We start from the raw sequence: 24,815 nt of genomic DNA, 5'->3' as shown, positions 1-24,815 counted from the left end.
GAATTAGCCAGCCCTGGTTATTTTCTCCAGTCTTATACGAGTCTGGATTGGGCTTCGGCTTGAATGCGTTTAATCATGTGGTAGAGTCCCGTTGAACGATTAGGGGAAAGGTGCTGAAGTAATCCAATCTCGGCTAAAAAATCTAAAGGAGCATCGATAATTTCTTGTGGTGTCCGTCCATTATAAATTCTTAATAACAGTGCAATCAGCCCAGAAACGATGGCGGCATCAGACATGGCCCGCATATAAAGCCGACCTTCTTTTTCAGTGATCTGAATCCATACTTGTGATTGGCAGCCATGAATGCGATTAGCTTCCGTTTTGGCATTGTCCTCCATTTTGGGTAATTGTTTACCCATATCAATTAAATACTTATAACGATCCTTCCAATTTTCAAAATGGGTAAAACGTTTGGTCAAGTCCGCTTGGACTTCGCTTAATGTTGGTAAGGTCGTATCTGTATTCATAAAAAATACTCGTTGAATGAAATGAGGGGGGTATTTTAACAAAATCCAATCATTCGCAGGACGTTGCTTTTGGATTTCATCGCTATCTTAAAATATAGTTAATGGGAACTTGAATTCGAATGGGTTTTTTCGGCATTTCCGATGGAAAGGGCAGGTACTGATAGTCCATGCTTTTTCGAATGATATCCAGAGCGGCTTCATTTAGTAAGCGATAGTTGCTGGCGTCAATAAGCTGTAATTGTTGAATCTGACCGTTGGGTTGAAGGGTGAATTGCAAAATGACATTCCCTTGCTGTAAGCGACGTTTTGCCATGCGCGGGTAATTTTTTTGCGCCAAACGGCTAAGGTGTTGTGCAAGCCTTTGGGTGTATTGCACTTCAGCTTCTGCTGCTGCCAGTGCCGCAGCCTGTTGAGCGCGCTGCTGTTCAATATCCGGCTCTGGTTTAGGCTCTGGCAATTCATTAAACATGGCTGCAGTCACTGCTACTTTCGTTAAAGGAGGTGATAAAGCATGTGATTGGGTATTCAGCAACATGACACTTGTTGAAATCAAGGTGATATAGAGTAATACAGTAATTAGGAAGGCTTGGGTGCCATTACGCATTGTGCTTCCGCGTTAGAATATTGAGTTGGTTGAGTTGGTATTTTTTTAGCAGATCAATTAGCTTGGTAAAAGGACCAAATTTGGCTTTTTGATCGACTCTAAGTTCTATCGGTTGGTCTGAGTCGGCTTGTTGGAGTTGCTGTGCCAAATCCTCAAAGCTAATTGGTTGATCATTTAAAAAATATTGGTTACTGGCATTGATGGCGAGTCTTAAACTTAAGGACTCTGGCGGCGTATAGGTTTCGGTCTGTTGCGTTTCAGGGAGTTCAATATTGAGTTTGTCTTGAACGATAAAGCTGGCAGAGGTCAGGACAATTGCCAGCAAAACCAACATGACGTCGATCATCGGGATAACATTAATTTGATCAAATCGTTTCATGGGTGTGTTACTAGTTAGTTTTCAGGCTGTGAGCGCAATGCAAGGTAGCGTAGCTCAATCACTTCCGTTTGGCGAACCAAACCATTATAGATAATAATGCAAGGGATCGCTAAAGCAATTCCGCCTGCAGTGGCTTTTAACGCCAAGGCGAGTCCCATCATAATTTGACCCGTTTCGATTTGATTGTTGAGCCCCAGTTCATAAAAGGTGATAAGTATACCTAGCACCGTCCCAAGTAACCCGACATAAGGCGCATTGGAGCCAATGCTGGCAATGGTTGTCAGATTATGAGTCGTTGCAATTCTGAGTGATTCGATCGAGTCATAGTCACTTAACGTGAGTCGCGAAAAAAACAATTTTCGCTCAATGGCAAGCCAGACCATGATAAAACTCATAATGCCTAATATGCCAAAAATACTGATGTCTAGATAGGTTTTTAGAAAATCCATTGCCGTTTGCCAGAGTGTAAGGTTACAAGAAGCAATATTGTATAAGACTGGTGATATGAAAGATTAAAAAATCGTGAATATTAAGATAAATAATCTCAATATTGATTTGGGCTAAAGTGCTTGCTGTTACAAAAGAGGTGTATATAATTAAAGTCTTATATTTTATGGATTGAGGAATTAGGTATGCATTCAATGAAGCGACGGGCATTTTTAAAATCAGCTTTCGGCGTCAGCGCTGGTATGGTGGGCTTATCAGCTTTATCTCCCCTGTACGCAAGTGATCTGGATGAATTTAAAGGTCCGAAAGTTCCTGATATTGACGCGGTAAAAGTTTCAGAGCATTGTTACTATGTTCCGGCATTAGGAGCTCATCCATCCCCTGAGAATTTTGGGATGTTTAGTAATCCCGGCTTTGTCGTGACGGATGAAGGTGTCGTGGTGATCGATACTGGTAGTTCAACTCAAATTGGTGAGATGGTACTCCGTCAAATTAAAAAGGTAACATCCTTGCCCGTGGTGAAGGTGATTAATACCCATTATCATGGTGATCATTGGTTAGGCAATCATGCATTTGTTGCCGCAAATCCGGATGTGTCACTTTACTGCCATCCAAGTTGCGAAAAAGTTTTGAAAAATGGCCAAGATAAGTTTTGGTTCGACTTTATGCAAACCAATACCGATAACAAGATTACAGGAACGGTCATTACGTTGGCAGACCAACACTTGAATGGTGGAGAGGTCTTTAAGCTGGGCGGTGTTGAGTTCAAAGTACATCACTTTGGTAAAGTCCATACTGAATCGGATATTGCCATCGAGGTTGTCACGGATAAAACGATGTATATGGGTGATATGGTCATGCGTCGAGTTGCGAATATGGCTGATGGCTCTTACCGTGGTTCAATTAAAGCACTGTCTGCAATTGAGAAAATGCCAATCGATCACTTTATTCCTATGCACGGACGCCATGAAGATGTTCAATTGATTAAGGATGGTCGTCAATTTGTAGAAACGCTTTATACCAAGGCGGGTGAATATTATGAAGAAGGTTTGTCTGACTTTGAGATGAAACCTAAAATCATGGCGGAGCCTTTTATGAAAAAAGTGGCTAGTCAATGGCCTGGATATGAATCGACAATCGGTAAGTTTATCGTGGTTGCCATTCAGGAATATGAAATGAGTCTCTTTTAGCCGATAGATGGGTTGATATGAAATAGGTTTAAGCTGGTGCCTTAGTCACCAGCGATAAAATCAAGCACCTTATCCAAGCCGCCAAAGTTAATGCTAACATCTGCCTGCTTTTGGACTGCTGGTTTTGCATGGTAGGCAATGCTTAGACCCGCTTCTTTCATCATTAATAAATCGTTGGCACCATCGCCAATGGCAATGGTTTGGTCGAGCGTAATATCGAGCTTTTCACATAGCTGTTTTAAAAAGGCCGCTTTGGCTTCCGCCCCCACAATATTTCCGAGCACTTTACCGGTTAATAAGTCATTATTTTCTTCTAGCACATTGGCTAGAGTGAAATCGATATTGAGCTGTTTTTGCAGACGTTCTGTGAAAAAGGTAAAGCCACCGGAGACCAATGCAAACGCAATGTGTTGATCTTTTAAGCCTTGTAGCCAGACTTCGGCCCCTGGATTTAAAAATAAGCGCTCGTCAAAGACGGTTTGTAGGGCTTGGGTATTCAGACCTTCCAGTAGCGCAACTCTTTGTGTTAGAGAACTTTCAAAATCACATTCTCCACGCATAGCGGCTTCGGTAATGGCTGCCACTTGTGGTTTTAAGTTCATCATATCTGCAATTTCATCAACACATTCAATGCCGATTAGGGTTGAATCCATGTCACTGATAACGAGCTGAATATTGTTGCCATTAAATCCTGCTGGGAGCGGATTGATATCAATGCCAATTTTTTGAGAAAGTGCTTGTGTTGTTTTTGCGCAATAGTCATTCACCCGAATACGGTAATGATTGTTGACTTTTTCAGGTGTGCCTAATGATCTAGTAATTTGTTTGCTTTGCTCGTACGTTAAGCCATTTTCGTGAATAATCAGTGTTGTCATTAAGCTGGATCCTTTTTTAAGTCGCCACTATTTTAGTCTTTGAAATACGATCCTGCAAAGTTTGTTTGACTGGCGGAATAAAGAGTCCTATCCACCCAATAGTAAATAGCAATATACCGCTAAGAAACCGCAAATTAGCTTGGTAACGATTCATGAGATGATCACTATTCGTCAACAGGCGTAGATGCCAAACGCGTAGCCCAGGGGTCTGGCCATTCAGAGTCCAGAAGTAGCTAAGATAAAAATAGGTTATTGCCAATAAGTATGTTTGGAATGCCAGTAACTTGACTGGGTCCTGCTCAAATCCTGAGCCTTGCCAAAGTACAAATGGAATGGCGCTGACAAACCAAAGGGCAATCAGTAGCAATGCATCATAAAAGAATGCAAATAGTATCTTGAATGAGAGCATGTCGTCACTTCTTTGTTTTTAAAAGAGGAATGATAATCGATTTAGGGGCATATTTTCGGTTAATATAATCGAAAGTTATTGCCATTTTGTGACAAGGTCCACTAATGTTAGGCGTGTCAGCAAAGGTGTGAAAGCGAAAAAGGGGCTTTATGAATTTACATGATAGCGGACTATCTTTAGTCTGGTCGTTACTGGGGTTTGGACTTTATTTGCCCGTTCTTGTCTGGGCGTTAAAAACCGCGCCTTGGCACAAGATATCCGATAAGCCATCCCAGCATGTTTTTTTAGGCGCAACGGTCATTGTATTCTTGACGTGGAATTCAGTCGCCTCCATCGGTCCAGGGTTAGGGTTTCATCTATTATTAGCCGCACTGGTGACCTTAATGTTTGGTGCGCAATTTGCCCTGATGTCACTGAGTATTGCGTTATTGGGTATTTCGATATTGGGGAGTGCCGGTTGGATGGCGTTTGGTCTTAATGCACTCATCATGGCGGTCATTCCGGTGTTGGTTGTTTGGCGAATTGCCGTTTGGTCGTATCAGGCGCTCGAACGGAATTTTTTTGTTTTTATTTTATTGAATGGGTTTCTCGCGGCCAGTATCAGTGTGATTGCCGCCTCAGCCGTTGCGGCTCTGGTTATGGCTCAAAGTGGACTTTATACACTGGAGGTGTTGGAAAGATCCTTTATTCCCTATATTCCATTGATTGCCATTCCAGAAGGGTTTGTTAATGGCGTTTTGATCTTGGCTTTGGTAATCATGAAGCCACAATGGGTGAGTTGCTTTACCGATGAGCAATATTTGAAGGGAAAATAGCTCAAAAAAAACCGCCAGGCCTGGCGGTCTTTTGATCAATCAAACCCAGTTGAAAAGGGGTTATTTTATCCAACCAGGTTTAATGGTTTTTCCTTCTTCGTACTGCATCAATTCAGCCTTGGCAATTTTGAGTGCTTCTTTAGCATGGAACATGGCAGTTGAATCATCATTTTTGGCTTTGGCCGCTTTTGCCAAAGCAAGGTGGTGCTCAACATAGGGTTGTTTCATTTTCTTTTGCTTGAATACGTGATGATGGCTTTTAGCCGAGTCATGAAGCTTTGTGGCTTCTGAAACCGTCGTGTCGTAAGCAGACATTTTGACGGGAGCATTGTTGGCGCAAGCTGTAATTGAAAGGGTCGCTGCAACGGCAGAGATAACAAGTAAATTTTTCATTATGGATAATCCTCCAGGATAAAGTTGAAGCTGTATTTTTAAGTGTGTAGCTCAATCTTTGATTTTAACCGATACTGAATAAAAAACAAAAATACTACGTTTAAGTAGCTTTTTTTTGGAAATATTCAATGGAATGTATAACTTATTAAGTTTACCCAGGCGCTGTCAATCCTTATAATGTACACTATTCTGTTAAAAAACTTATTTCGGTGAAAATTTTTCGTTAAAAAAATAGATAACCATTTGAATTTAAAGAAAAAAGAATTTTTTGGCATCGATTAGCCTATACGAGCAAAAAATTCTAATTGACCTATAAAATTAATATAAAGGATTACCACTATGCGCATCTTGCAGGAAGCTTTAACATTTGACGACGTTTTGTTAGTGCCCGCCCACTCTAATGTTTTACCTTCTGATGTGTCATTAAAAACACGTCTTAGCCGAAATATTGAGTTGAATATTCCGTTTGTTTCGGCAGCCATGGATACTGTAACCGAAGCAAGGTTAGCTATTTCAATGGCGCAAGAAGGTGGTATTGGGATTGTTCATAAAAACATGACCATTGAAGAACAGGCGCATGTTGTCACCAAAGTCAAAAAATATGAGCATGGTGTTATTTTGGATCCCGTCACGGTATCGGTTGAAGATAAGGTTCAAGATGTATTAGATAAAACGCGTTCACATCGAGTTTCTTCTGCACCTGTTATGGATGGTGATGAATTGGTTGGCATCGTTACCAGCCGAGACTTAAGATATCTTGTGGATTTATCTCAACCCGTTTCACAAATCATGACACCAAAGGAGCGTTTGGTGACGGTTAAAGAAAAAGTGAAACGTGATGAAGTTTTAGAATTGTTGCATGAACATCGTTTAGAGCGTTTGTTGGTGGTAAATGATGATTTCAAATTAAAAGGGATGATTACCGTTAAAGATATGGAAAAATCTTCCGAGCACCCTTATGCATCCAAAGACTCGAATGGACGCTTGAGAGTTGGCGCTGCAGTGGGAACGGGGCCTGAAACATTTGATCGTGTTGCCGCCTTGGTCAAAGCAGGTGTTGATGTGATTATTGTTGATACGGCTCATGGTCACTCTCAAGGCGTTCTCGATAAAGTGAAGTGGGTTAAAGAGACTTATCCACAAATTGATGTAGTGGGGGGGAATATTGCAACTGCCGAAGCCGCATTGGACCTTGTCGAAATGGGTGCAGATGCGGTTAAAGTGGGGATTGGACCAGGTTCTATTTGTACCACTCGCATCGTTTCGGGGGTCGGTGTGCCTCAATTGAGCGCTGTCTCTAATGTTGCCAAAGCTCTAGTGGGCACCGGGGTTCCGCTTATTGCGGATGGCGGTATCCGTTTTTCGGGGGATGTTGCCAAAGCATTGGTTGCGGGTGCCTCTTCAGTTATGCTGGGTAGTATGTTTGCAGGAACCGAAGAATCACCTGGTGAAGTCGAATATTATCAAGGGCGTGCTTATAAGTCTTATCGTGGTATGGGTTCTTTAGGTGCCATGTCACAAAAGCAAGGGTCTTCTGATCGATATTTTCAGTCATCCAATGCAGCTGACAAGCTTGTCCCTGAAGGAATTGAAGGTCGTGTTGCTTACAAAGGGCCTTTGGCGCCGATTATTCACCAATTGGTCGGAGGTATTCGCTCAAGTATGGGGTATACCGGCTGTAAAGATATCGCCGAGTTTAACTCTAAACCACAATTTGTGCGGGTATCTGGTGCCGGTATGGCCGAAAGTCATGTTCATGATGTGCAAATTACCAAGGAAGCCCCGAACTATCGAGTTTAAGATCGCTTAAATATCGAAGGTGTTCTTTTAACCCTAAATTTACCCAGGCCTGGTCATTATTGGCTGTCCTGGGTTGCCTTAATTGACCTCTTTTTGGAAAGTATTTATGTCACACCCAAACATTCATGAACATCGTATTTTAATTTTAGATTTTGGTTCTCAGTACACACAGTTGATTGCGCGTCGTATTCGAGAAATTGGCGTGTATTGTGAGGTTGAGCCTTGGGATGCGGATGTAGAGGCGCTGATAGAGTTTGGCGCTAGAGGGATTATTTTATCCGGTGGTCCAGAAACCGTAACCGGTGATGATGCTCCGGTCGCGGCCACTGAATTATTTGAGCTTGGCGTGCCGATACTAGGTATTTGCTATGGTATGCAAACCATGGCAGAGCAGTTAGGTGGCAAAGTTGTGCATGCAAAAGAGCATGAGTATGGTTATGCACAAGTCAGGGCGCATGGACATACCCAGTTTTTAAACGACATTGAAGATCATGTGACCTCTGAGGGGCATGGTATGTTGGATGTATGGATGTCTCATGGTGATCGTGTTGAATCCCTACCTACAGGGTTTAAACTGATGGCGTCTACGCCCAACTGCCCGGTTGCGGGTATGGCAAATGAAGAAAAACAGTTTTATGGAATTCAGTTCCACCCAGAGGTCACACATACCACGCAAGGCCACCGTATGATCGAACGATTTATCGTCGATATTTGTGGGTGTGAAAAACTATGGACCACGCAAAATATTATTGAAGACAGTGTGGCGCGAATTCAACAGCAAGTCGGTAGTGATGATGTCTTGCTTGGACTTTCAGGCGGGGTTGACTCTTCGGTCGTGGCAGCTTTGTTGCATAAAGCGATTGGCAAGCAGTTGACCTGTGTCTTTGTTGACCATGGCCTATTGAGACACCAGGAAGGCGATCAAGTCATGGCGATGTTTGCCGAAAATATGGGCATCAAAGTCATTCGTGTTGATGCGGAACAAACCTTTATGGAAGCCCTAGAAGGGGAAGCCGATCCTGAGAAAAAACGTAAAATCATTGGCCATGCGTTTATTGAGGTTTTCGATGAAGAAGCGTCAAAATTAACCAATGTGAAATGGTTGGCGCAGGGTACGATATACCCAGATGTCATTGAGTCTGCCGGCGCTAAAACCGGGAAAGCCAAAGTAATTAAATCCCATCATAATGTGGGGGGGTTGCCAGAAGAGATGAAGCTAGACCTATTAGAACCCTTGCGAGAACTCTTTAAAGATGAGGTTCGTAAACTTGGTGTGGCACTTGGGTTACCGACCGATATGGTTTACCGACACCCATTTCCTGGTCCCGGGTTGGGCGTCAGGATTTTAGGTGAGGTTAAAAAAGAATATGCTGACATTTTGCGCTTAGCTGATCATATCTTTATTGAAGAGTTACGTGCGGCTGATTTATACGATAAAACATCACAGGCCTTTACTGTATTCCTACCCGTCAAATCAGTTGGTGTGGTGGGTGATGCGCGTCGCTATGATTATGTGGTGGCCTTAAGAGCTGTTGAAACAATCGATTTTATGACAGCTCGTTGGGCGCACCTTCCTTATGATTTCTTGGAAAGAGTTTCTAATCGAATTATTAATGAAATTCCGCGCATTACCCGAGTGACCTATGATATTTCCAGTAAGCCGCCTGCAACGATTGAGTGGGAATAACTCTAGACGAGCTTCACAAGAGGTGATCGCATGGAGATGAGCTTCCCATTAGCGGGGGCAACTCAAGCAGAACAGGATTTATTCTGGATGCAGCGTGCTTTTCGATTGGCACAAAAAGCAGAGTCAGAAGGGGAAGTGCCAGTCGGAGCGGTGATTGTCGCAGATGGCATGTGTGTGGCAGAGGGTTGGAATCAGACCATTCAGAACCATGATCCGACTGCGCATGCTGAAATGGTTGCGTTGCGAGCAGCAGGCCAAGCGATACAAAATTATCGATTGGGCGGGGTTACCCTATATGTAACTCTTGAGCCTTGTCCTATGTGTGCCAGTGCTATGGTTCATGCCAGAGTAAAACGTCTTGTGATTGCGACGAGAGACCCAAGAACGGGTGCGGCAGGATCTGTCTTTAATTTGGTCCAGGAGCCTCGTCTGAATCACTTTGTTGAGGTGGAGTATGGCGTATTGGAACAGGAAGCTTGTCATCAACTTAAACAATTTTTTAAACAAAAACGCGCCCAAAGAAAAAACAAGAGTTAAACAAAAACTTGCCACTGCTCGTAATAAATGCGACTATTTCTTTATGAATAAAAAACACAAGTTTTATTGTTGTTTTTATAATAATAAGTGCAAACCTGAACCGTAATCTAATTGGCTTGGTTAGTTTAAGTTTTAATATTAGGCTTTAATAAAAATATGCAAAAAAGTGTGGATCCAGCAGAAGGTATTACAACCTATAAAATCTTGCCGGGAGAATTCTATGTTACCAATGCCAATGAGCGGATTGAAACGGTTTTAGGATCCTGTATATCGGCTTGTGTTAGAGATCCTGTCACTGGTGTGGGTGGAATGAACCATTTTATGTTGCCCATGGATAAGAATGCCATCGGCGCATCCGAATTGTCGGATGCAAACCGATACGGTAACTATGCAATGGAAAACTTAGTCAATGCCTTGTTATCAGCAGGTGCAAAACGAGAGCGCCTCGAATTTAAACTTTTTGGTGGCGGACGGATTATGAGTTCAAGTACCAATATTGGTTGGTACAATATTGGGTTTGCATTCGACTATATTTATACGGAAGGCTTTAAAATTGTTTCTCAAGATATCGGGGATGTGTATCCGAGGAAAATTTTATATTATCCTAATTCTGGCCGGGTTCGGGTTAGGCGCTTAAATGCGATGCACAATCAATCTTTGGCTGCTGAAGAAAGCCGTTACATTAACAATATTGGATCTAAGCCTGTAGAGGGCGACGTAGAACTTTTCTGAGGACAGTATTTATGGACATGATGGAAACTTTTCGCCAAACGTATCTTGAAGAGAGTTTTGAGGGGCTGGATATAATGGAAGCGGGATTGCTGGATTTGGTTCCTGGCACACCCGATACCGACAAAATTAATGAGATTTTTCGGGCAGCACACTCTATTAAAGGCGGGAGTGGAACTTTCGGCTTTAATGAAATTATTGATTTTACCCATGTCCTCGAAACCTTATTAGATGAAATGCGCGATGGTCGTCGAGACGTCACTCAAGAAGCGACGGACACTATGTTACAGGCCGTTGATGTCTTGAGGGATATGATGACGCGTTTGCAGAATCATGAAGAAATTGATGAAGCAAGAGCCTCAGAAGTGCAAAAGGACATGGAACGTATTCTGAATGGAGGAAGTCAGCAGGCAGAAGCTCCTGCGGCTGAAACCCAGGATAATAGTGCATCATCAGCAATAGGGCGGCAATGGAAGATTGAGATTGTTCCTGAATCTGATTTATTACAGACCGGTAATGAACCCATACGCATTTTCAGAGAATTAGAAACGCTAGGTGACCTGAAGGTTGAGGTGGATGATTCACAGCTACCTGACGTTGAATCCTTAAATCCAGAGAATCTATATTTAAAATGGCACTTAACTCTGACTGGCGACAATATTGAAGAAGCTGATGTGAAAGAAGTCTTTGAATGGATTGATGGTGATGGTGCTGAAGTTAAAATTACATCAGAGGCATCGAAACCAGCCGAGACGGTTGTGTCTGAGGCACCTGTGGTCGCACAAGAGGCACCCAAGGCAGCAGCCTCTCCCAAAAAGGTCGCTACAAAACCGGCCGCTGCGACAGCTAAAGCGGCTCACAAACCCGCACCAAAGCAAGATAGCTCTATCCGTGTTGATTTAAGCAAAATTGACCAATTGGTTAATTTGGTTGGAGAACTAGTGATAACGCAGTCCATGTTAAGTCAGTTTGGTGATCAGGCTGAACAGGGAGATCAGAGCTTGGATTCTATGGAGTGGGTGGATAAGTTAAAAGAAGGGCTTACCCACTTAGAACGTCATACACGCGACTTGCAGGAAAGCGTAATGAATATTCGTATGTTGCCTGTGAGCTTTGCGTTTAATCGGATGCCTAGAATTGTCCATGACGTTAGTCAGAAGTTAGGAAAGTCCATCGAATTGGTTATGGAAGGTGAAAATACTGAACTAGACAAAACCATGCTAGAAGCCTTAACAGATCCATTGGTTCACATAGTACGGAACTCGATTGACCACGGCGTCGAATCACCAGATGTTCGTCTCGCGGCGGGCAAGCCCGAGACAGGGACGGTTAAGATGGCCGCCTTCCATCAAGGTGGTAATATTCTGATCCAGATTACCGATGATGGTGCTGGAATTGATGCCGCTAGAATTGAACAGAAGGCAATTGAAAAAGGAGTGATTGAGCCGGATCACAACTTGACGGAAGAAGAAATTGTCGACCTGATATTTAATCCTGGATTTTCAACTGCCGAAGTGGTAAGTGATGTTTCTGGTCGCGGCGTTGGGATGGACGTTGTTCGTCGAAATATCAGAGGCTTGGGTGGCTCGGTTGAAGTCAAAACGGAAATTGGCGTTGGCAGTGTGTTTACCATTCGCTTGCCGTTGACGTTAGCCATTTTGGATGGACAGCTTGCAAAAGTGGGTGCTGAAACCTATGTCTTCCCGCTGGTGTCGATTGTTGAATCGATCCAGGTTGATAAGTCTTTAATCAAAGGAATTGCTGGTCAAACGGAATTGTATAAACTGCGCGATAGTTATATTCCGGTAATTCGGTTACATCAGAAAATGGGTATTAAAGATGCTCGTACGGATTTATCGGAAGGACTGTTGGTGGTCGTTGAAGAAGGCGGCAAGCGTGCAGGTATTTTTGTCGATGATTTGCTTGGACAACAGCAGGTCGTTATTAAAAGTTTAGAAAACAACTTTATGAAAATCAGTGGTGTTGCCGGTGCAACAATACTGGGTGATGGGACGGTTTCTCTCATTTTGGATGTTATGGAAACCTTGGCGACTCATAAAGGTGGCGGTTTGCATTCGCATGCAGCCTAAGCTTAGGTTTGGTATAGCTTGCTAATAAGTTTAATTTGAGGGATTTATGTCATTTGCATTAGGTGCTAAGGAAGTACAAGAAACCATTATGGTTTTAAACCTATCGGTTGCTCAAATTGAGTTAACGATAACAGATGGTGATAATTCGGTTAATGCCTTAATTGACTCATTTGAGTTTATGTCAAAGCATATTGAAAGTATTGAGGTCTCGAGTAAAAAAATTGCTGAGATGTCAAATGATGTAGAGGGCATTGCTGAGCATAACGCTTCATTGTTGGTACAAACCAATGACTTAGCACAAAAAATGCAACAAGCCATTATCGCATTCCAGTTTTATGACAAGTTAAGTCAGCGACTCAATCATGTTTCCAATGGCTTGTCAGGTCTATCAGAAATTGTTTCTCATGAAATGCATGCCAAGGACCAAGCTCAGTGGGAGGCCTTTAAGGCTGAAGTTCGTAAAGGGACGACCATGCGAGAGGAAGAAGAGTTATTTGAACTGATTTTCGATGAGCAGATGCATGCCAAAGATGCGATTGAGTTAATGAAAGTCAGAATGCGAGACAGAATGAAGTCTGAAGAAGTTGAAGAAGAGGAAATTGAGCTTTTTTAACCGTTTCCTATTTGATTAGAATATTTGAGAAAGCGCCTTTTTAGGCGTTTTTTTTGTTTTTGTTGAGGGTTTTTACCCAAAAGTGGCTATATTTAATTTAAGCATAAAAAAAATGAATTTTTAATTTAAAGAAAAATTGATGATTATAGAGACTCTTACAACAATATGATGGTAATAAATACGATGATTTTAAAATTTTCGCGTTGGGTAACAGTGACTTACTTTATCTTGATGGCTTCAGTCGCAGTTGCAGCAGACTATAAGCCGTTTATCTTAGGGTCGGTTTCTCAGGCATCTGTTTCTGAGGTGGCGAATGAAACACAAGCAAGTTTACAAGCCAATGGATATGAAGTGGTCGGTTCTTATCAACCGAATGCTGATACTCAGGTGATGGTGGTAACGCATCCCGCGCTTAAGAAAATAGCGAGTTTATCCAAGCATGGTGGTTTTGGTGCGATGCAACGCATCGCAGTGGTTAATCGAGCGGGTCAAACCGAAGTGACTTACACCAATCCAACCTATTTATGGAATGTATATCGAATGGAAGGCGATATCAGTGGTGTTCAGCAAACAATGGAAAAAGCTTTAGGAAATCAGAAAACATTTGGCTCTGAATCGGGTTTAAGTGCAGATGCGTTACGAGAGTATCATTATAAGTTTTTAATGCCCTATTTTGATGACGTTGATGAATTGGCTGAATTTGAGGGTTATGACGCAGCGGTCAATGCAGTAGAAACCGGGTTGGCAGCCAAAAAAGGTGGGACTTCAATGGTCTATCGAATTGACTTGCCAGGCAAAGAGGAGACCGTATTTGGGGTTGCTTTTAGTCAAGGGGAAGGGCGTGGCGCGAATATCCTAGATCAGATTGATCAAACAGGATCGTCTCATGCCGCACACCTTCCATACGAGCTGTTAGTCACAGGGTCTAGCGTCATTGCCCTGAATGCGAAATTCCGCATTGCCATCAATTGGCCCAGTTTGTCAATGATGGGTTCGGGCAGTTTTATGTCGATTGCTGATGCCCCAGATGAAATCAAAAATGCATTACAGGCAGTGGTTACGCCATAACGATTTTAAGCCATGACAGTAGAAAAGCACTCTTTATTGAGTGCTTTTTTATTTGTGCAAAGAAAAAAATGATAATTGGCTTGAAAAATTCATAACTGACCCTATTAAGTTGCCATCCAAAAGTAACCCAATTATTCAGTTCGATGTCTGTGCATTAATGAACGGCTTTAATGTACTAAAACACTTACGATTATTAATTAGATATAAGGAGTCAGTATCCAAATGAGTCATACCGAAACCCATGCTTTTCAAACAGAAGTGAATCAATTACTAAAATTGATGATTCATGCGTTGTACAGTAATAAAGAAATCTTTTTAAGAGAGCTCGTTTCGAACGCTTCTGATGCGTTGGATAAACTACGTTTTGAATCGGTATCTAATGATGCCTTGTCTGAAGGTGAAACGGAATTAGCGGTCGTTGTCGGATTTGATAAGGATGCCAAAACCATTACCATTGCCGATAATGGCATCGGGATGACCCGTGATGAAGTGGTTGAAAATATCGGGACGATTGCAAACTCGGGTACCAAGAAATTTTTAGAAAACATGACAGGTGACCAAGCGAAAGACAGTCATTTAATCGGTCAGTTTGGAGTTGGATTCTATTCCTCTTTCATTGTGGCCGATAAGGTGGTTCTAACTACGCGTAAAGCCGGAGATGAAAAGGCAGCTGCAACCCGCTGGGAATCAGCAGGCGAAGGAGAATACACCTTAGAAACGGTTGAAAAAGAGACCAAAGGTACCGAAATTGTATTGCATTTAAAAGAAGATATGGATGAATTTCTGGATGACTTCCGACTTAAAAATATCATCACCACCTATTCTGACCATATCAACTTCCCAATCAAAATGTGGCAAGCAAAACAAGATGATGAGGGTAAAGAAACCGAAGAAAAGACCTTAGAGCAGGTCAATAAAGCGACCGCACTGTGGACTCAGCCAAAATCTGAATTATCGGATGAAGATTATAATAACTTCTATCAAACGCTTTCCCATGACTTTGAAGCGCCGTTAGCGCATATTCATAACAAGGTAGAAGGAACATTAGAATATACCTCTTTACTTTATATCCCGAAAAAAGCGCCGTTTGATTTGTATGACCGTGATCGTCGTTATGGTTTGAAGTTGTATGTAAAGCGCGTGTTTATTATGGATGATGCTGAACACCTCATGCCAACCTATTTACGCTTTATTCGTGGCGTGATCGATTCTAATGACCTGCCGTTGAATGTCTCGCGTGAAATTCTACAAAGTAATCGCGTGGTAGATAAAATTCGTTCGGCTTCGGTTAAGCGAGTATTGGATCAGTTGACCAAGTTTGCTAAAGAAGAAGATCAGACCAATTACAATCAATTTTGGGATCAGTTTGGGAATGTCATTAAGGAAGGGGTGATAGAGGATTTTGCCAATAAAGATAAGATTGCCAATTTATTGCGCTTCTCAAGCACCGATGAGTCTTCTACCGCAGAACAGCGTGTCAGTCTTCAGCAGTATGTTGACCGAATGACAGAAGACCAAGAGGCCATTTACTTTATTACGGCCGATACCTATGCCGCAGCGAAGGGCAGTCCGCATTTAGAAATGTTCCGTAAAAAAGGCATAGAAGTTTTATTGTTAACGGATCGTATTGATGAATGGTTGGTGTCTCATCTAACAGAATTTGATGGTAAGTCATTGAAGTCGGTTACCGCAGCAGATTTGAAAGAGTTTGAAGAAGAAGCGGAAAAAGAACTAACTGAAGAAGATAAAAAGGCTCGTGAGGCCTTAACTGAAAAAGTGAAAAAGGCGCTGGAAGATCAGGTTTCTGATGTGAAGGTGACCCATCGCTTGACCGATTCTCCTGCATGTGTGGTTTCGGCAGACGGAGATATGTCAGCTCATATGGCTCGGATGATGGAGCAAATGGGACAGGCCATTCCAAAACAAAAGCCGGTGTTAGAGCTTAACCCAGAACACAGCCTTGTCAAAAAGCTGGATAGTTTGGCCGATGATGGCAAGGTAAAAGAGTGGTCTTTGTTCTTACTAGAACAAGCACAACTTGCTGAAGGGGATGCGCTGGAAAACCCAGCGGAATTCATTAAGCGTATGAATGCGTTGCTGAGCGATGTGATTTAACTTCTATCGTTATGCAATTCAATTAAATGCAAGCCTCAATATAACTTGCTTATATTGGGGCTTTTTTGTCTTCGCATTTCACGGCTATTCACATTGAACACAATTTTCTCTCAGTAGTGTCCCTTCTGCAAAGCGTGTGAGATTTTGAAAAGTGGTATCTGCAATATGATCCAGCGCTTCTTGGGTGAAAAATGCTTGATGGGCGGTAATCAAAACGTTTGGAAAGGTCACTAATCGTTCAAAGATATCATCTTGAATAATTTCTTCGGAGTGATCTTCAAAAAACAAATGTTCTTCTTGTTCATAGACATCAATGCCTAAATAGCCAATGTGAGATGACTTTAAACCGTTAATTAATGCTTGTGCGTCCATCAAGGCACCACGACTGGTATTAATGAGCATCACTCCTGACTTCATTCTAGCCAGAGAGGATTCATTGATGAGGTGATGGGTTTCCGGAAGGAGTGGCACATGTAGCGTAATGATGTCGCTTTGTTGATAGAGGATATCCAAGTCAACATAATCGGCATAGGGTTCAATTGCGGTATTGGGGAAGGGGTCATAAGCCAGTACCTTAAGACCTAAACCATATAAAATCCGAGCCATTTCCTGACCAATGCGCCCGGTGCCAATAATTCCAGCGGTTTTATCAAACATATCAAATCCCAACAGCCCTTCTAACGTGAAGTTACTGTCACGGACGCGATTATAGGCTCGATAGGTTTTGCGGTTTAGGCTCATCATTAGCGCTAAAGCATGTTCCGCAACCGCCATTGGAGAATAGGCTGGCACTCTTAAAACCGTGAGGCCGAAATCCTTGACGGCCTCATGATCGACATTATTAAACCCCGCGCAGCGCAAGGCGATCAGTTTAACGCCCAGATTAGCGATTTGCGTAATCACTGCTCGATTCAATTGATCATTTACAAAAACACAGATGGCTTCAAATCCTTGCGCTAAGGGTGCTGTTTTTTCGCTGAGATGCACATCAAAAAAAGTCAGCTCCAGATTAGCAGGGCAGTCATGAGACTCAAATAGCCGTTTATCTGTTTTGGTGGTGCTAAAGAAAGCCACTTTCATGGTGTTAATCCTATATTGGGTAGAAGAGGTTGTTAAAAATAACCAGGCCTGGCTGTTTTTTTGATCAATTTATGCCACAATAGCGCACCCATCTCAAGGGCTTTGATAATTAAAGCCATTTTAATGAGATTGTCACTGACTATTTAAGGATTTTGTTTTGATTTCTACCGCAAATATTACCATGCAATTTGGCGAAAAGCCGCTCTTTGAAAATATAAATATCAAGTTCGGTGACGGAAACCGTTATGGACTCATTGGTGCCAATGGCTGTGGTAAATCAACTTTCATGAAAATTCTTGGCAGCGATTTAGAGCCCACAGCTGGACAAGTCATGCTAGATCCAGATGAGAAATTGGGTAAGTTGAAACAAGACCAGTTTGCTTATGAAGCCTATTCTGTGGTGGATACCGTGATTATGGGTGATGAAGCGCTTTGGGAAATTAAACAAGAGCGAGATCGCATTTATAGCCTAGCCGAAATGAGCGAAGAAGACGGCTTGAAGGTCGCTGACTTAGAAGTCGCATTTGGTGAAATGGATGGTTATACCGCGGAATCTCGAGCGGGTGAATTATTGCTGGGGTTAGAAATTCCGGTGGAACAACACTTTGGATTAATGTCAGAGATTGCACCTGGTTGGAAACTCCGGGTGCTATTAGCTCAAGCGTTGTTTGCAGATCCAGACATTTTATTGCTAGACGAGCCGACAAACAACTTGGATATTAACACCATTCGTTGGCTGGAAGGCGTATTGAACGAACGCAAAAGCACGATGATGATTATTTCCCATGATCGCCATTTTTTAAATGCGGTTTGTACTCATATGGCAGATTTGGATTATGGTGAACTACGAGTTTACCCCGGAAACTATGATGAGTATATGTTTGCGTCTACCCAAGCGCGTGAACAGTTATTGGCCGACAATGCCAAAAAGAAAGCACAAATTAATGAGTTAAAAAGTTTTGTCAGTCGATTTTCAGCCAACGCATCTAAAGCAAAACAGGCGACTTCACGTCAAAAACAAATTGATAAAATCGAGCTGTCTGAAGTGAAGCCTTCGAGCCGAGTCAATCCGTTTATCCGTTTTGAACAGGATAAGAAATTATTTAGACTGGCTTTGGAAGTGCAACACCTTAGTAAATCCTATGATGACTTAACCGTCTTTAAAGACCTAGACCTGATGCTCGAAGCCGGTGAAAAATTAGCCGTTCTTGGGGCGAATGGTATCGGGAAAACCACACTGTTAAAAACGTTAGTCGGCGATGTTAAGGCGGATTCTGGAAAAGTGAAGTGGTCAGAAAATACTGAAATCGGCTATTATGCCCAGGATCACGCTCATGACTTTTCAGAGGACATGACCTTGCTGGACTGGATGAGTCAATGGAAGGCTCCGACAGACGATGAACAAGTGGTTCGAGGTATTTTAGGGAAGATGCTATTCTCCCAAAAAGACATTAACAAGTCGGTTAAGGTACTTTCAGGGGGGGAACAAGGTCGAATGTTGTTTGGTAAACTGATGCTGCAAAATCCCAATATTTTGTTGATGGACGAACCGACCAACCATTTGGATATGGAATCCATTGAATCATTAAACCAAGCGCTAGAAGCTTATGAAGGAACGGTTATTTTTGTATCACACGACCGAGAGTTTGTTTCTTCGTTAGCCTCTCAGTTGCTGGTTATGACGGCCGATGGCGTCACACACTATCGTGGTGACTATGAATCCTATTTACAGGAACAACAGCTTTCCTAAACATCGGTTATTTCAGTATCTAGCGCTTTTTAAGGTTGGACGGCTTCGGGAGGGTATTGTTCCAATAGTTTTTTGACCACCTCTTGAATTGTTTTCGTCATTTCTTCTGGCGCGGTATGTTGTTCAACATACCGCGTACTAATCCCTCGCCAGACCAGTTTTTTCTGATCATTGAATAGGTCAATGACCAACTTTCCTTCGTCATAATAGTCTCCATCCGGATGTGTTTGGAATCCAAATCCGCCGAAGCTACCATGACTACCAAATCCAAATGTTGTTGTAACTTGATTGGAGCGAGGTTTTGTAATCGTTTCAATGTGGTACGTTACATAGCCAGTCGGGTTTTGGTCGACAAAGGTTATGTGCTTTCCTCTGAGCTCTTTCGAAATGGCTTGGGTAATACGTTTAGCAATCAGTGGGTTTTGGGATGCAAAAGTCGCCGCCTTCGGCTCAACCTGGTCGGCTTCTTCAAGCCATTGAACCGTTTGGAGGGCTTTGAAGTCGGCAGTCTTATCATAATCTTGACTGACTTGAATGCTGCTACAACCCGTGAGTCCGTATAGGGTTCCCAAGATAATGAATGGAAAAACGAACCGATTCAATTGCGAAAACATTAATGACTCCTTGCACTTTTTTGGGTAATAAAAATACTGCCGATCAAAATGGGGATGGCGCCTAATATTTGAGTCCAAGTGGGAGACTCAGCTAAATAGAGGTAGGCTAATCCCAAGGTCATCAAGGGAGAAAACGCATAGAGCGCATTCACCTTGGTGATGGGAAGTCGGTGAAGCGATTCCACCCATAATATTTTAGACACAACAAACACCATTGCGCCAGTTAAAAATAACCACAGGGCTTGTGATTGTATCTCGCTCCAGCTGGGTTCAGCTTCAAATAAGTGTGCGAGTAGGTATAAAAACGGCAAAGCAATCAGGCTTCGAACCATCAAAATGGTTTCGCTCGATACATCGACACGAGCACGTTTTTGATAGTGATTGGCAAAGGGCGCAATCACGGCGGCTAATAATGCAAGCCCATCGCCAAGTCGGACAGTCAGTTGATTTGGAAACAAAATTATGACGGCACCCAGTGTCATTAGGATCACGCCAATGAGATGTTGTCGATCCAACTGCTCTCCCGGATTTCGTCCTAGGAAAAGATAACTAAACAGGACTTGTAAAAATAAAATAATCGCAACGTGGCTGGGGGATGTTGTTTGTAAAGCGAGAAAGATCAGACTAAACAATGTCGTGATAAATAAGCTAGTCAGCGCTAAATTTTTATAGGCATGCGTTCTCGATAATTCGGATAGTTTCCGTCGAAAAACTACCCAAAAAACCAGGATCGTGGCTGCGATGGCCAGGCTGTAAAAATAAGCATGCAGGCTGCCCAGCACTGAAACGGTAAAAAAGGCAAAGATGGGAAAGTGCGCTTCGATAATCGATAAAGCAAGCGTATAAACTTCCCCTCTGAATTGAATCTGCTTCGCCGTTGGTAAGGGCATGTTTTAGACTCTTTTATTTGGTGGTTAGAGTAAATACGCCATCCCATATTTCAGGGGGAGGGGTTTTAAGATATGCTTGGCAGCGCTGGTCGTATACCGCTTTAAAATGGGCAAAGGGGTCATCCGGTAACTGTTGGAATATTTGGCTGGCCAAATAAAAGTCCTTGGCATGATACGCATTAAATGCCTGCTGGCAGGTTTCGGCAATTTTAAAGGCATCATCGATATCAGGGTCGTCAATGTCCGCTAAAGGCAAGTAGATTTTAACCGGTTTGTTTTTGCCTTTTACCTTGACTTGGTCGATTAGGGCGCAGGGTATTTGCTGACTAATCTCTTGTTGTGTAAATTCAGAAATCAGCATTTTTAAACCATACTGCTTGGTTAATCCTTCTAAGCGTGAGCCTAAATTAACCGCATCGCCAATAACCGTATAATCGAGTTTTTGACTGGAACCAATATTCCCTAAAATAACTGACCCTGTATTACCGCCGACCCCAATTTGAATATTGGGTAAGCCTTTTTCAGTGAGTTCTTGGTTCACTTGGTAGACTTTTCGTGCCATGTGAATCATGGCACGTGTCGCATGTAAAGCATGATCGGGATCAGGGAGCGGTGCTCCCCAGAATGCCATTGTCGCATCTCCGATGAATTTATCCATGGTGCCTTTAAAATCAAATGTGACCTGGGTCATGGCGTCTAGGTGAATATTGAGTAGCGTGACCACTTCCCCTGGCGATAAGGATTCGGATATGGTGGTAAAGCCACGAATGTCAGAAAATACCACCGTCATTTCTTCCTCTTTACCCACTTCGGCTTGAATTTGGTCTTGATAGTTATCCAGTACGATGTTCAATGCAGAAGGGGAGACGTATTGCGACAACATATTGCGCACCCGTCGTTTTTCACGCCCTTCTGTTGCCGATAGATAACCACTGATCATTAACCACGTAGTTAAGATACTGGTTAATAAAGGCGTTAAATCCCAATTTTGGGCAAAGCTCTCTTGCGCCCAAATACCACACATCACAACGATACTGGCTAATAAAAAAGGATAGAAAGTTTGCAGTAAAATCGCATCTTGATAAATGGCCAGTCGCATCGTGATGATGGCTAATAGGAAGATTAATACGAATACCCAAGACGCGGGTACTTGATATACAAATTCTTGATTGAGTAAGTTACTGGTAATGGATGCATGCAGGAAAACCCCTGGCCATCGACTTTCCAATGGGGTAGTTTTCATATCTTCTAACCCAACTGCGCTGGTGCCAATAAAGACGATTTTATCAGCAAATTTTTCAGGGCTAAGAAGTCTCGGGTCGGTATAAAGGGCTTCCAGATTCCCTTTGCGTAATTGGTCGATAGAGGCCAGTACGCTACCAATCGAATAGGTGGTAAAGTGTTTGTAAAAATTCACTTCATAAAAGCCATTTCGATCTAAAGGGACTTTAAGCCCCCCAAATTGAATCATAGGTGGCTTGGATGTCTGCTCAACTCGATTGATTCCTAAGCTTTCCATTAAGGGCGCTACCGAAAGGACAGGGTAAAAATCTCCCATAAAATCGCGAAATAACCGAGTACGACGATAAACCCCATCAGCATCGGGCGAAAACTCGACCACGCCAATATTTCGTGCGTTTTCGTAGAGCCCTGTGAAAGGAATATAACGGGTATTATTTTGACTTTGCTTTAAGCCGATTGTTTTTGGAATAGCAAATCGCTCCTTAAACACTTTCGGTAAAGGGCGGTTGGGTGTTGGATTGGATGGATCATGTAATAGTTGAATGGCATGGGTTGCAATGCCAGATTCAGCCGTTGAGTCGATAAAGGCTAGATCATGTTCTGATTGTGCCTTTTGTTGATTCAGCTCGCGCTCGGTAAACAGAATATCGAATGCCACACTTTGTGCGCCACCCATTGTCATGAATTCTAGAACATCGGCCCAAACCGATCTGGGCCAAGGCCAGCGGCCAACGATCGGCTCTAAAGTGGATAAAGACGCTTCATCCACCAATAAGACTACCACTTCTGGGTTTGCGTTGGAATCGCCTCGTATCAGCTTCGTTTTGGCGTCATCAATTTGCCATTCTAGGGTATTGAACCCCCCTAGCAGAAAAATGCCAGATACCAAGAGACTGGCAGTGAGTGCCAAAAGGGTACCATGAAACAATCGGCGTTGTGACTTAGTCAGAACAATGGGAATGCCAAGAATTTTCATCGTTTTATCATCAAATAAGGCCAGGCCTGGTTGTTTTAGGGTTGAATCTAATCATCTTTGCTTAAAAATTCGGCCTGCCTAAATTCGCTGATCCGCTTCAACAAAAACTCTAGCTCAGCATGTTTTTCTTCTTTTTCATTGACTTTTTCTTCCAGAAAATCGACGACATTCTTGTGCAACTTCAATTTATTTAATGCGTTAATGTTGGTAATGCCGCCTGGATTTAACACATTCACCTCTAGGATTTTGTCGCCAATCATATCGACACCGACAAAATCGAGCCCATCCGCGGCCAATTTGGGACCAATTTTCCGGCAAATAGCCATTTGAGAGTCCGTCATTGTATACTTGTGCGCGGTGCCACCAATTTGGATATTGGCTCTCACATCGCCTTCTGGCGGTTTGCGATTATAGGCGCCAATAAATTTACCATTCAGCATCATCACTCGAACATCACCATGCTCTGCACCCTCAATGTATTCTTGAACAATGACATAGCTCTTGTCCTGACTGTCGATATAAAAGTCGAGGATGGAGTTAATGCTGGTTTGTGCATATTTTTCTAAGACAATCACGCCATGACCACCAGAGGCATTCAGCGGTTTTAGAATCACCTTGTCGCCCGGCATATCATCAATCCGCTGACGGATATAGTTCTTGCTTTTGGAGACATGGGTAATCGGCAAAAAGTGATTGTTTGGGTCGTTAAAGGTGGTGGTATAAAGTTTGTTGTTGGCTTTACGCATGCCATCGACATCATTGACGATGACCACTTCGTTTTTAACGGAATCTAAGAAGTTAAACACCATTGGATCAATTGGTGGATCTTTTCGGAACAAAATGCAATCCAGCCCATGTAAGGGCATCATCACTTCTTCAAACTTAACTTTTTTATAGAATTGTAAAATATTGTCAGGAACCTTTTCCATCGGCAAAATGCGTTTCACATAGCCATAGGTCACATTGTTACGTACGGTTAAGTTGCTCGGGTAAAGAATGCAAATTTTGTGACTGCGTTCTAGGCATTCTTTAATAATTCTTAGGGTTGAATTTTTTGCCGGGGTAATGGCATCCCAGTCTTCAAAAATAATGCCGATATTCATGCGCTTCACCTTGTCCAAAAATGGTTTAATTTCGAATTTTGACGGCTTTAAGATTAAAAGTAAACCCTTATTTACGAGGAACTGTCAACTTGACTGACGGTTTGGATTAGGCCAACGGCATCGGCATCCGGCAAAGTTAAATGAGATGCTTGGAATTGAGCCATTAATTCTTGTGTTGTGATCTGGTTGGGATTGTAAATAAACACCCCAATTTGATCATTTGGCGCTAGATAGGTTTTTTCTCCCAGTGCGGTATAGCGGGTGGCCCCTAAACTAATAATAAGTTGTTTGGGGAAGTTGGCTTTGGAGATTAGGTTGGCTAGATTTTCTAACGGCCCCAGGTCAGTTTGGGTGTTAAAGGTTTCACATATCCAAGTCACTAGCGGCTGATAAAAGTAACTATAGCTCCGTACTTCACTATCCACGCCATAGGCCTTGATTGTATTATGACGTTTTAAATAAGAAGCGATTTGAAAATGATCCAATTCGCTATCCGCATCAAACTGGTTTAATTCAATCCATTGTTTTGCAACCCCAGTTGAATTAGGCCCCCAGTTTTTTTTCTGACTGATTTTGGTCGCATTGGGGCGGCGAATAGAGCAATCATTAAAGGCGGTGAAGGCCACAGGGGTTAAGTCAGCAATATGATGTCCTTCATAATGCACATCAAACAGCATACACAGTTCGGGCTCCATTTGCACATTAATGGGGTTGGAGAAGTCCGCTTGCAACTGGCTATGAGATAATGGATAAGTGCCTAAAAAAGAAGCATGATTTGGAATGTAAATCGGAAAGATTCCTTTCGGTGCATGCGCTTCTTTAGTGGGAATATTGACAAAATCTGCATCTTCGCCTGCTTGGCCAAGGTGTTCGGCAAAATTTCCTGCAATTCCAAAAACAGGTAGCTTTTTCAGTTGTGATTCCGACAGTTGCATTCAGTCT

At 42.6% G+C, this 24,815-nt stretch carries 24 protein-coding genes; 11 read left to right on the top strand and 13 right to left on the bottom strand.

Annotated features, from left to right (window positions below; genetic code table 11):
* Window positions 1-32: 32 nt before the first annotated feature.
* The 4 genes from CYQ88_RS07680 to exbB all read right to left on the bottom strand — a co-directional run bounded on the left by CYQ88_RS07680 (window position 33) and on the right by exbB (window position 1,899).
* On the bottom strand, window positions 33-467 hold the full coding sequence (locus CYQ88_RS07680) for a SufE family protein (RefSeq protein WP_101840774.1): 435 nt from the start codon (window positions 465-467) through the stop codon (window positions 33-35).
* Window positions 468-549: 82 nt separating this feature from the next.
* Complete coding sequence (locus CYQ88_RS07675) at window positions 550-1,071, bottom strand: energy transducer TonB (RefSeq protein WP_101840773.1); 522 nt, start codon at window positions 1,069-1,071, stop codon at window positions 550-552.
* The gene (locus tag CYQ88_RS07670; protein WP_101840772.1) at window positions 1,064-1,450 is read right to left on the bottom strand and encodes a biopolymer transporter ExbD; all 387 of its coding nucleotides are present in this window, start codon (window positions 1,448-1,450) and stop codon (window positions 1,064-1,066) included. Before CYQ88_RS07670 ends, CYQ88_RS07675 begins: the two co-directional genes overlap by 8 nt.
* Before the next feature lie 14 nt (window positions 1,451-1,464).
* Window positions 1,465-1,899, bottom strand: a complete 435-nt coding sequence (gene exbB / locus CYQ88_RS07665) for a TonB-system energizer ExbB (protein ID WP_101840771.1) — start codon at window positions 1,897-1,899, stop codon at window positions 1,465-1,467.
* 183 nt (window positions 1,900-2,082) lie between these two features.
* On the opposite strand from exbB, the gene CYQ88_RS07660 reads away from it, so the two are divergent.
* The gene (locus tag CYQ88_RS07660; RefSeq protein ID WP_101840770.1) at window positions 2,083-3,087 is read left to right on the top strand and encodes an MBL fold metallo-hydrolase; all 1,005 of its coding nucleotides are present in this window, start codon (window positions 2,083-2,085) and stop codon (window positions 3,085-3,087) included.
* Window positions 3,088-3,128: 41 nt separating this feature from the next.
* Here the strand turns inward: CYQ88_RS07660 and serB are convergent, their stop codons facing one another.
* Both serB and CYQ88_RS07650 read right to left on the bottom strand, forming a co-directional pair.
* Window positions 3,129-3,962, bottom strand: coding sequence for a phosphoserine phosphatase SerB (gene serB / locus CYQ88_RS07655; protein ID WP_101840769.1), 834 nt, complete (start codon window positions 3,960-3,962; stop codon window positions 3,129-3,131).
* A 16-nt stretch (window positions 3,963-3,978) separates the two neighbouring features.
* Window positions 3,979-4,371, bottom strand: coding sequence for an RDD family protein (locus CYQ88_RS07650; RefSeq protein WP_101840768.1), 393 nt, complete (start codon window positions 4,369-4,371; stop codon window positions 3,979-3,981).
* Between the two features lie 149 nt (window positions 4,372-4,520).
* Here CYQ88_RS07650 and CYQ88_RS07645 point away from each other — a divergent pair, with 149 nt between their 5' ends.
* Window positions 4,521-5,186 (top strand): energy-coupling factor ABC transporter permease, encoded by a 666-nt coding sequence (locus tag CYQ88_RS07645; RefSeq protein WP_101840767.1) that lies wholly within the window; start codon window positions 4,521-4,523, stop codon window positions 5,184-5,186.
* Window positions 5,187-5,246: 60 nt separating this feature from the next.
* Here CYQ88_RS07645 and CYQ88_RS07640 read toward each other — a convergent pair whose 3' ends face one another.
* Window positions 5,247-5,579: a hypothetical protein gene (locus CYQ88_RS07640; protein WP_101840766.1), complete on the bottom strand. Its 333-nt coding sequence runs from the start codon at window positions 5,577-5,579 to the stop codon at window positions 5,247-5,249.
* Between the two features lie 339 nt (window positions 5,580-5,918).
* On the opposite strand from CYQ88_RS07640, the gene guaB reads away from it, so the two are divergent.
* The 8 genes from guaB (at window position 5,919) to htpG (ending at window position 16,218) form a co-directional block, all read left to right on the top strand.
* Window positions 5,919-7,379, top strand: coding sequence for an IMP dehydrogenase (gene guaB, locus CYQ88_RS07635; RefSeq protein ID WP_101840765.1), 1,461 nt, complete (start codon window positions 5,919-5,921; stop codon window positions 7,377-7,379).
* A gap of 106 nt (window positions 7,380-7,485) precedes the next feature.
* Window positions 7,486-9,066 (top strand): glutamine-hydrolyzing GMP synthase, encoded by a 1,581-nt coding sequence (guaA, locus tag CYQ88_RS07630; protein ID WP_101840764.1) that lies wholly within the window; start codon window positions 7,486-7,488, stop codon window positions 9,064-9,066.
* A gap of 30 nt (window positions 9,067-9,096) precedes the next feature.
* Window positions 9,097-9,603, top strand: coding sequence for a tRNA adenosine(34) deaminase TadA (tadA, locus tag CYQ88_RS07625; protein WP_233188841.1), 507 nt, complete (start codon window positions 9,097-9,099; stop codon window positions 9,601-9,603).
* Between the two features lie 156 nt (window positions 9,604-9,759).
* Window positions 9,760-10,335: a chemoreceptor glutamine deamidase CheD gene (gene cheD, locus CYQ88_RS07620; protein ID WP_101840763.1), complete on the top strand. Its 576-nt coding sequence runs from the start codon at window positions 9,760-9,762 to the stop codon at window positions 10,333-10,335.
* An 11-nt stretch (window positions 10,336-10,346) separates the two neighbouring features.
* Window positions 10,347-12,422, top strand: coding sequence for a chemotaxis protein CheA (locus CYQ88_RS07615; protein ID WP_101840762.1), 2,076 nt, complete (start codon window positions 10,347-10,349; stop codon window positions 12,420-12,422).
* A 46-nt stretch (window positions 12,423-12,468) separates the two neighbouring features.
* Window positions 12,469-13,035 carry a hypothetical protein gene (locus tag CYQ88_RS07610; RefSeq protein WP_101840761.1) on the top strand — a complete coding sequence of 189 codons (567 nt, stop codon included), beginning with the start codon at window positions 12,469-12,471 and terminating at the stop codon, window positions 13,033-13,035.
* A 183-nt stretch (window positions 13,036-13,218) separates the two neighbouring features.
* Window positions 13,219-14,103 (top strand): hypothetical protein, encoded by an 885-nt coding sequence (locus CYQ88_RS07605; RefSeq protein WP_101840810.1) that lies wholly within the window; start codon window positions 13,219-13,221, stop codon window positions 14,101-14,103.
* Between the two features lie 222 nt (window positions 14,104-14,325).
* Entirely contained in the window at window positions 14,326-16,218 is a 1,893-nt protein-coding gene (gene htpG, locus CYQ88_RS07600; RefSeq protein WP_101840760.1) for a molecular chaperone HtpG, read from the top strand.
* A gap of 84 nt (window positions 16,219-16,302) precedes the next feature.
* Here the strand turns inward: htpG and CYQ88_RS07595 are convergent, their stop codons facing one another.
* The gene (locus CYQ88_RS07595; protein ID WP_101840759.1) at window positions 16,303-17,298 is read right to left on the bottom strand and encodes a 2-hydroxyacid dehydrogenase; all 996 of its coding nucleotides are present in this window, start codon (window positions 17,296-17,298) and stop codon (window positions 16,303-16,305) included.
* A gap of 157 nt (window positions 17,299-17,455) precedes the next feature.
* Here CYQ88_RS07595 and CYQ88_RS07590 point away from each other — a divergent pair, with 157 nt between their 5' ends.
* Entirely contained in the window at window positions 17,456-19,048 is a 1,593-nt protein-coding gene (locus CYQ88_RS07590; protein ID WP_101840758.1) for an ABC-F family ATPase, read from the top strand.
* A gap of 29 nt (window positions 19,049-19,077) precedes the next feature.
* On the opposite strand, the gene CYQ88_RS07585 is transcribed toward CYQ88_RS07590, so the two are convergent.
* The 5 genes from CYQ88_RS07585 to CYQ88_RS07565 form a co-directional block, all read right to left on the bottom strand.
* Window positions 19,078-19,662 carry a DUF4136 domain-containing protein gene (locus CYQ88_RS07585; RefSeq protein WP_101840757.1) on the bottom strand — a complete coding sequence of 195 codons (585 nt, stop codon included), beginning with the start codon at window positions 19,660-19,662 and terminating at the stop codon, window positions 19,078-19,080.
* Window positions 19,662-20,552 carry a DMT family transporter gene (locus CYQ88_RS07580; RefSeq protein ID WP_101840756.1) on the bottom strand — a complete coding sequence of 297 codons (891 nt, stop codon included), beginning with the start codon at window positions 20,550-20,552 and terminating at the stop codon, window positions 19,662-19,664. The genes CYQ88_RS07585 and CYQ88_RS07580 overlap by 1 nt, the downstream gene beginning before the upstream one ends.
* A gap of 13 nt (window positions 20,553-20,565) precedes the next feature.
* Window positions 20,566-22,770: a CHASE2 domain-containing protein gene (locus tag CYQ88_RS07575; RefSeq protein ID WP_101840755.1), complete on the bottom strand. Its 2,205-nt coding sequence runs from the start codon at window positions 22,768-22,770 to the stop codon at window positions 20,566-20,568.
* Window positions 22,771-22,817: 47 nt separating this feature from the next.
* Entirely contained in the window at window positions 22,818-23,873 is a 1,056-nt protein-coding gene (gene gshB / locus CYQ88_RS07570; protein WP_101840754.1) for a glutathione synthase, read from the bottom strand.
* A 71-nt stretch (window positions 23,874-23,944) separates the two neighbouring features.
* Entirely contained in the window at window positions 23,945-24,808 is an 864-nt protein-coding gene (locus CYQ88_RS07565; RefSeq protein ID WP_101840753.1) for a DUF5718 family protein, read from the bottom strand.
* Between the last annotated feature and the right edge of the window lie 7 nt (window positions 24,809-24,815).

The organism is Hydrogenovibrio sp. SC-1 (assembly GCF_002848135.1).
Classification (GTDB): domain Bacteria; phylum Pseudomonadota; class Gammaproteobacteria; order Thiomicrospirales; family Thiomicrospiraceae; genus Hydrogenovibrio.
Note: the sequence above shows the minus strand (reverse complement) of the source record. Positions and strands in the feature narration are given on the sequence as shown.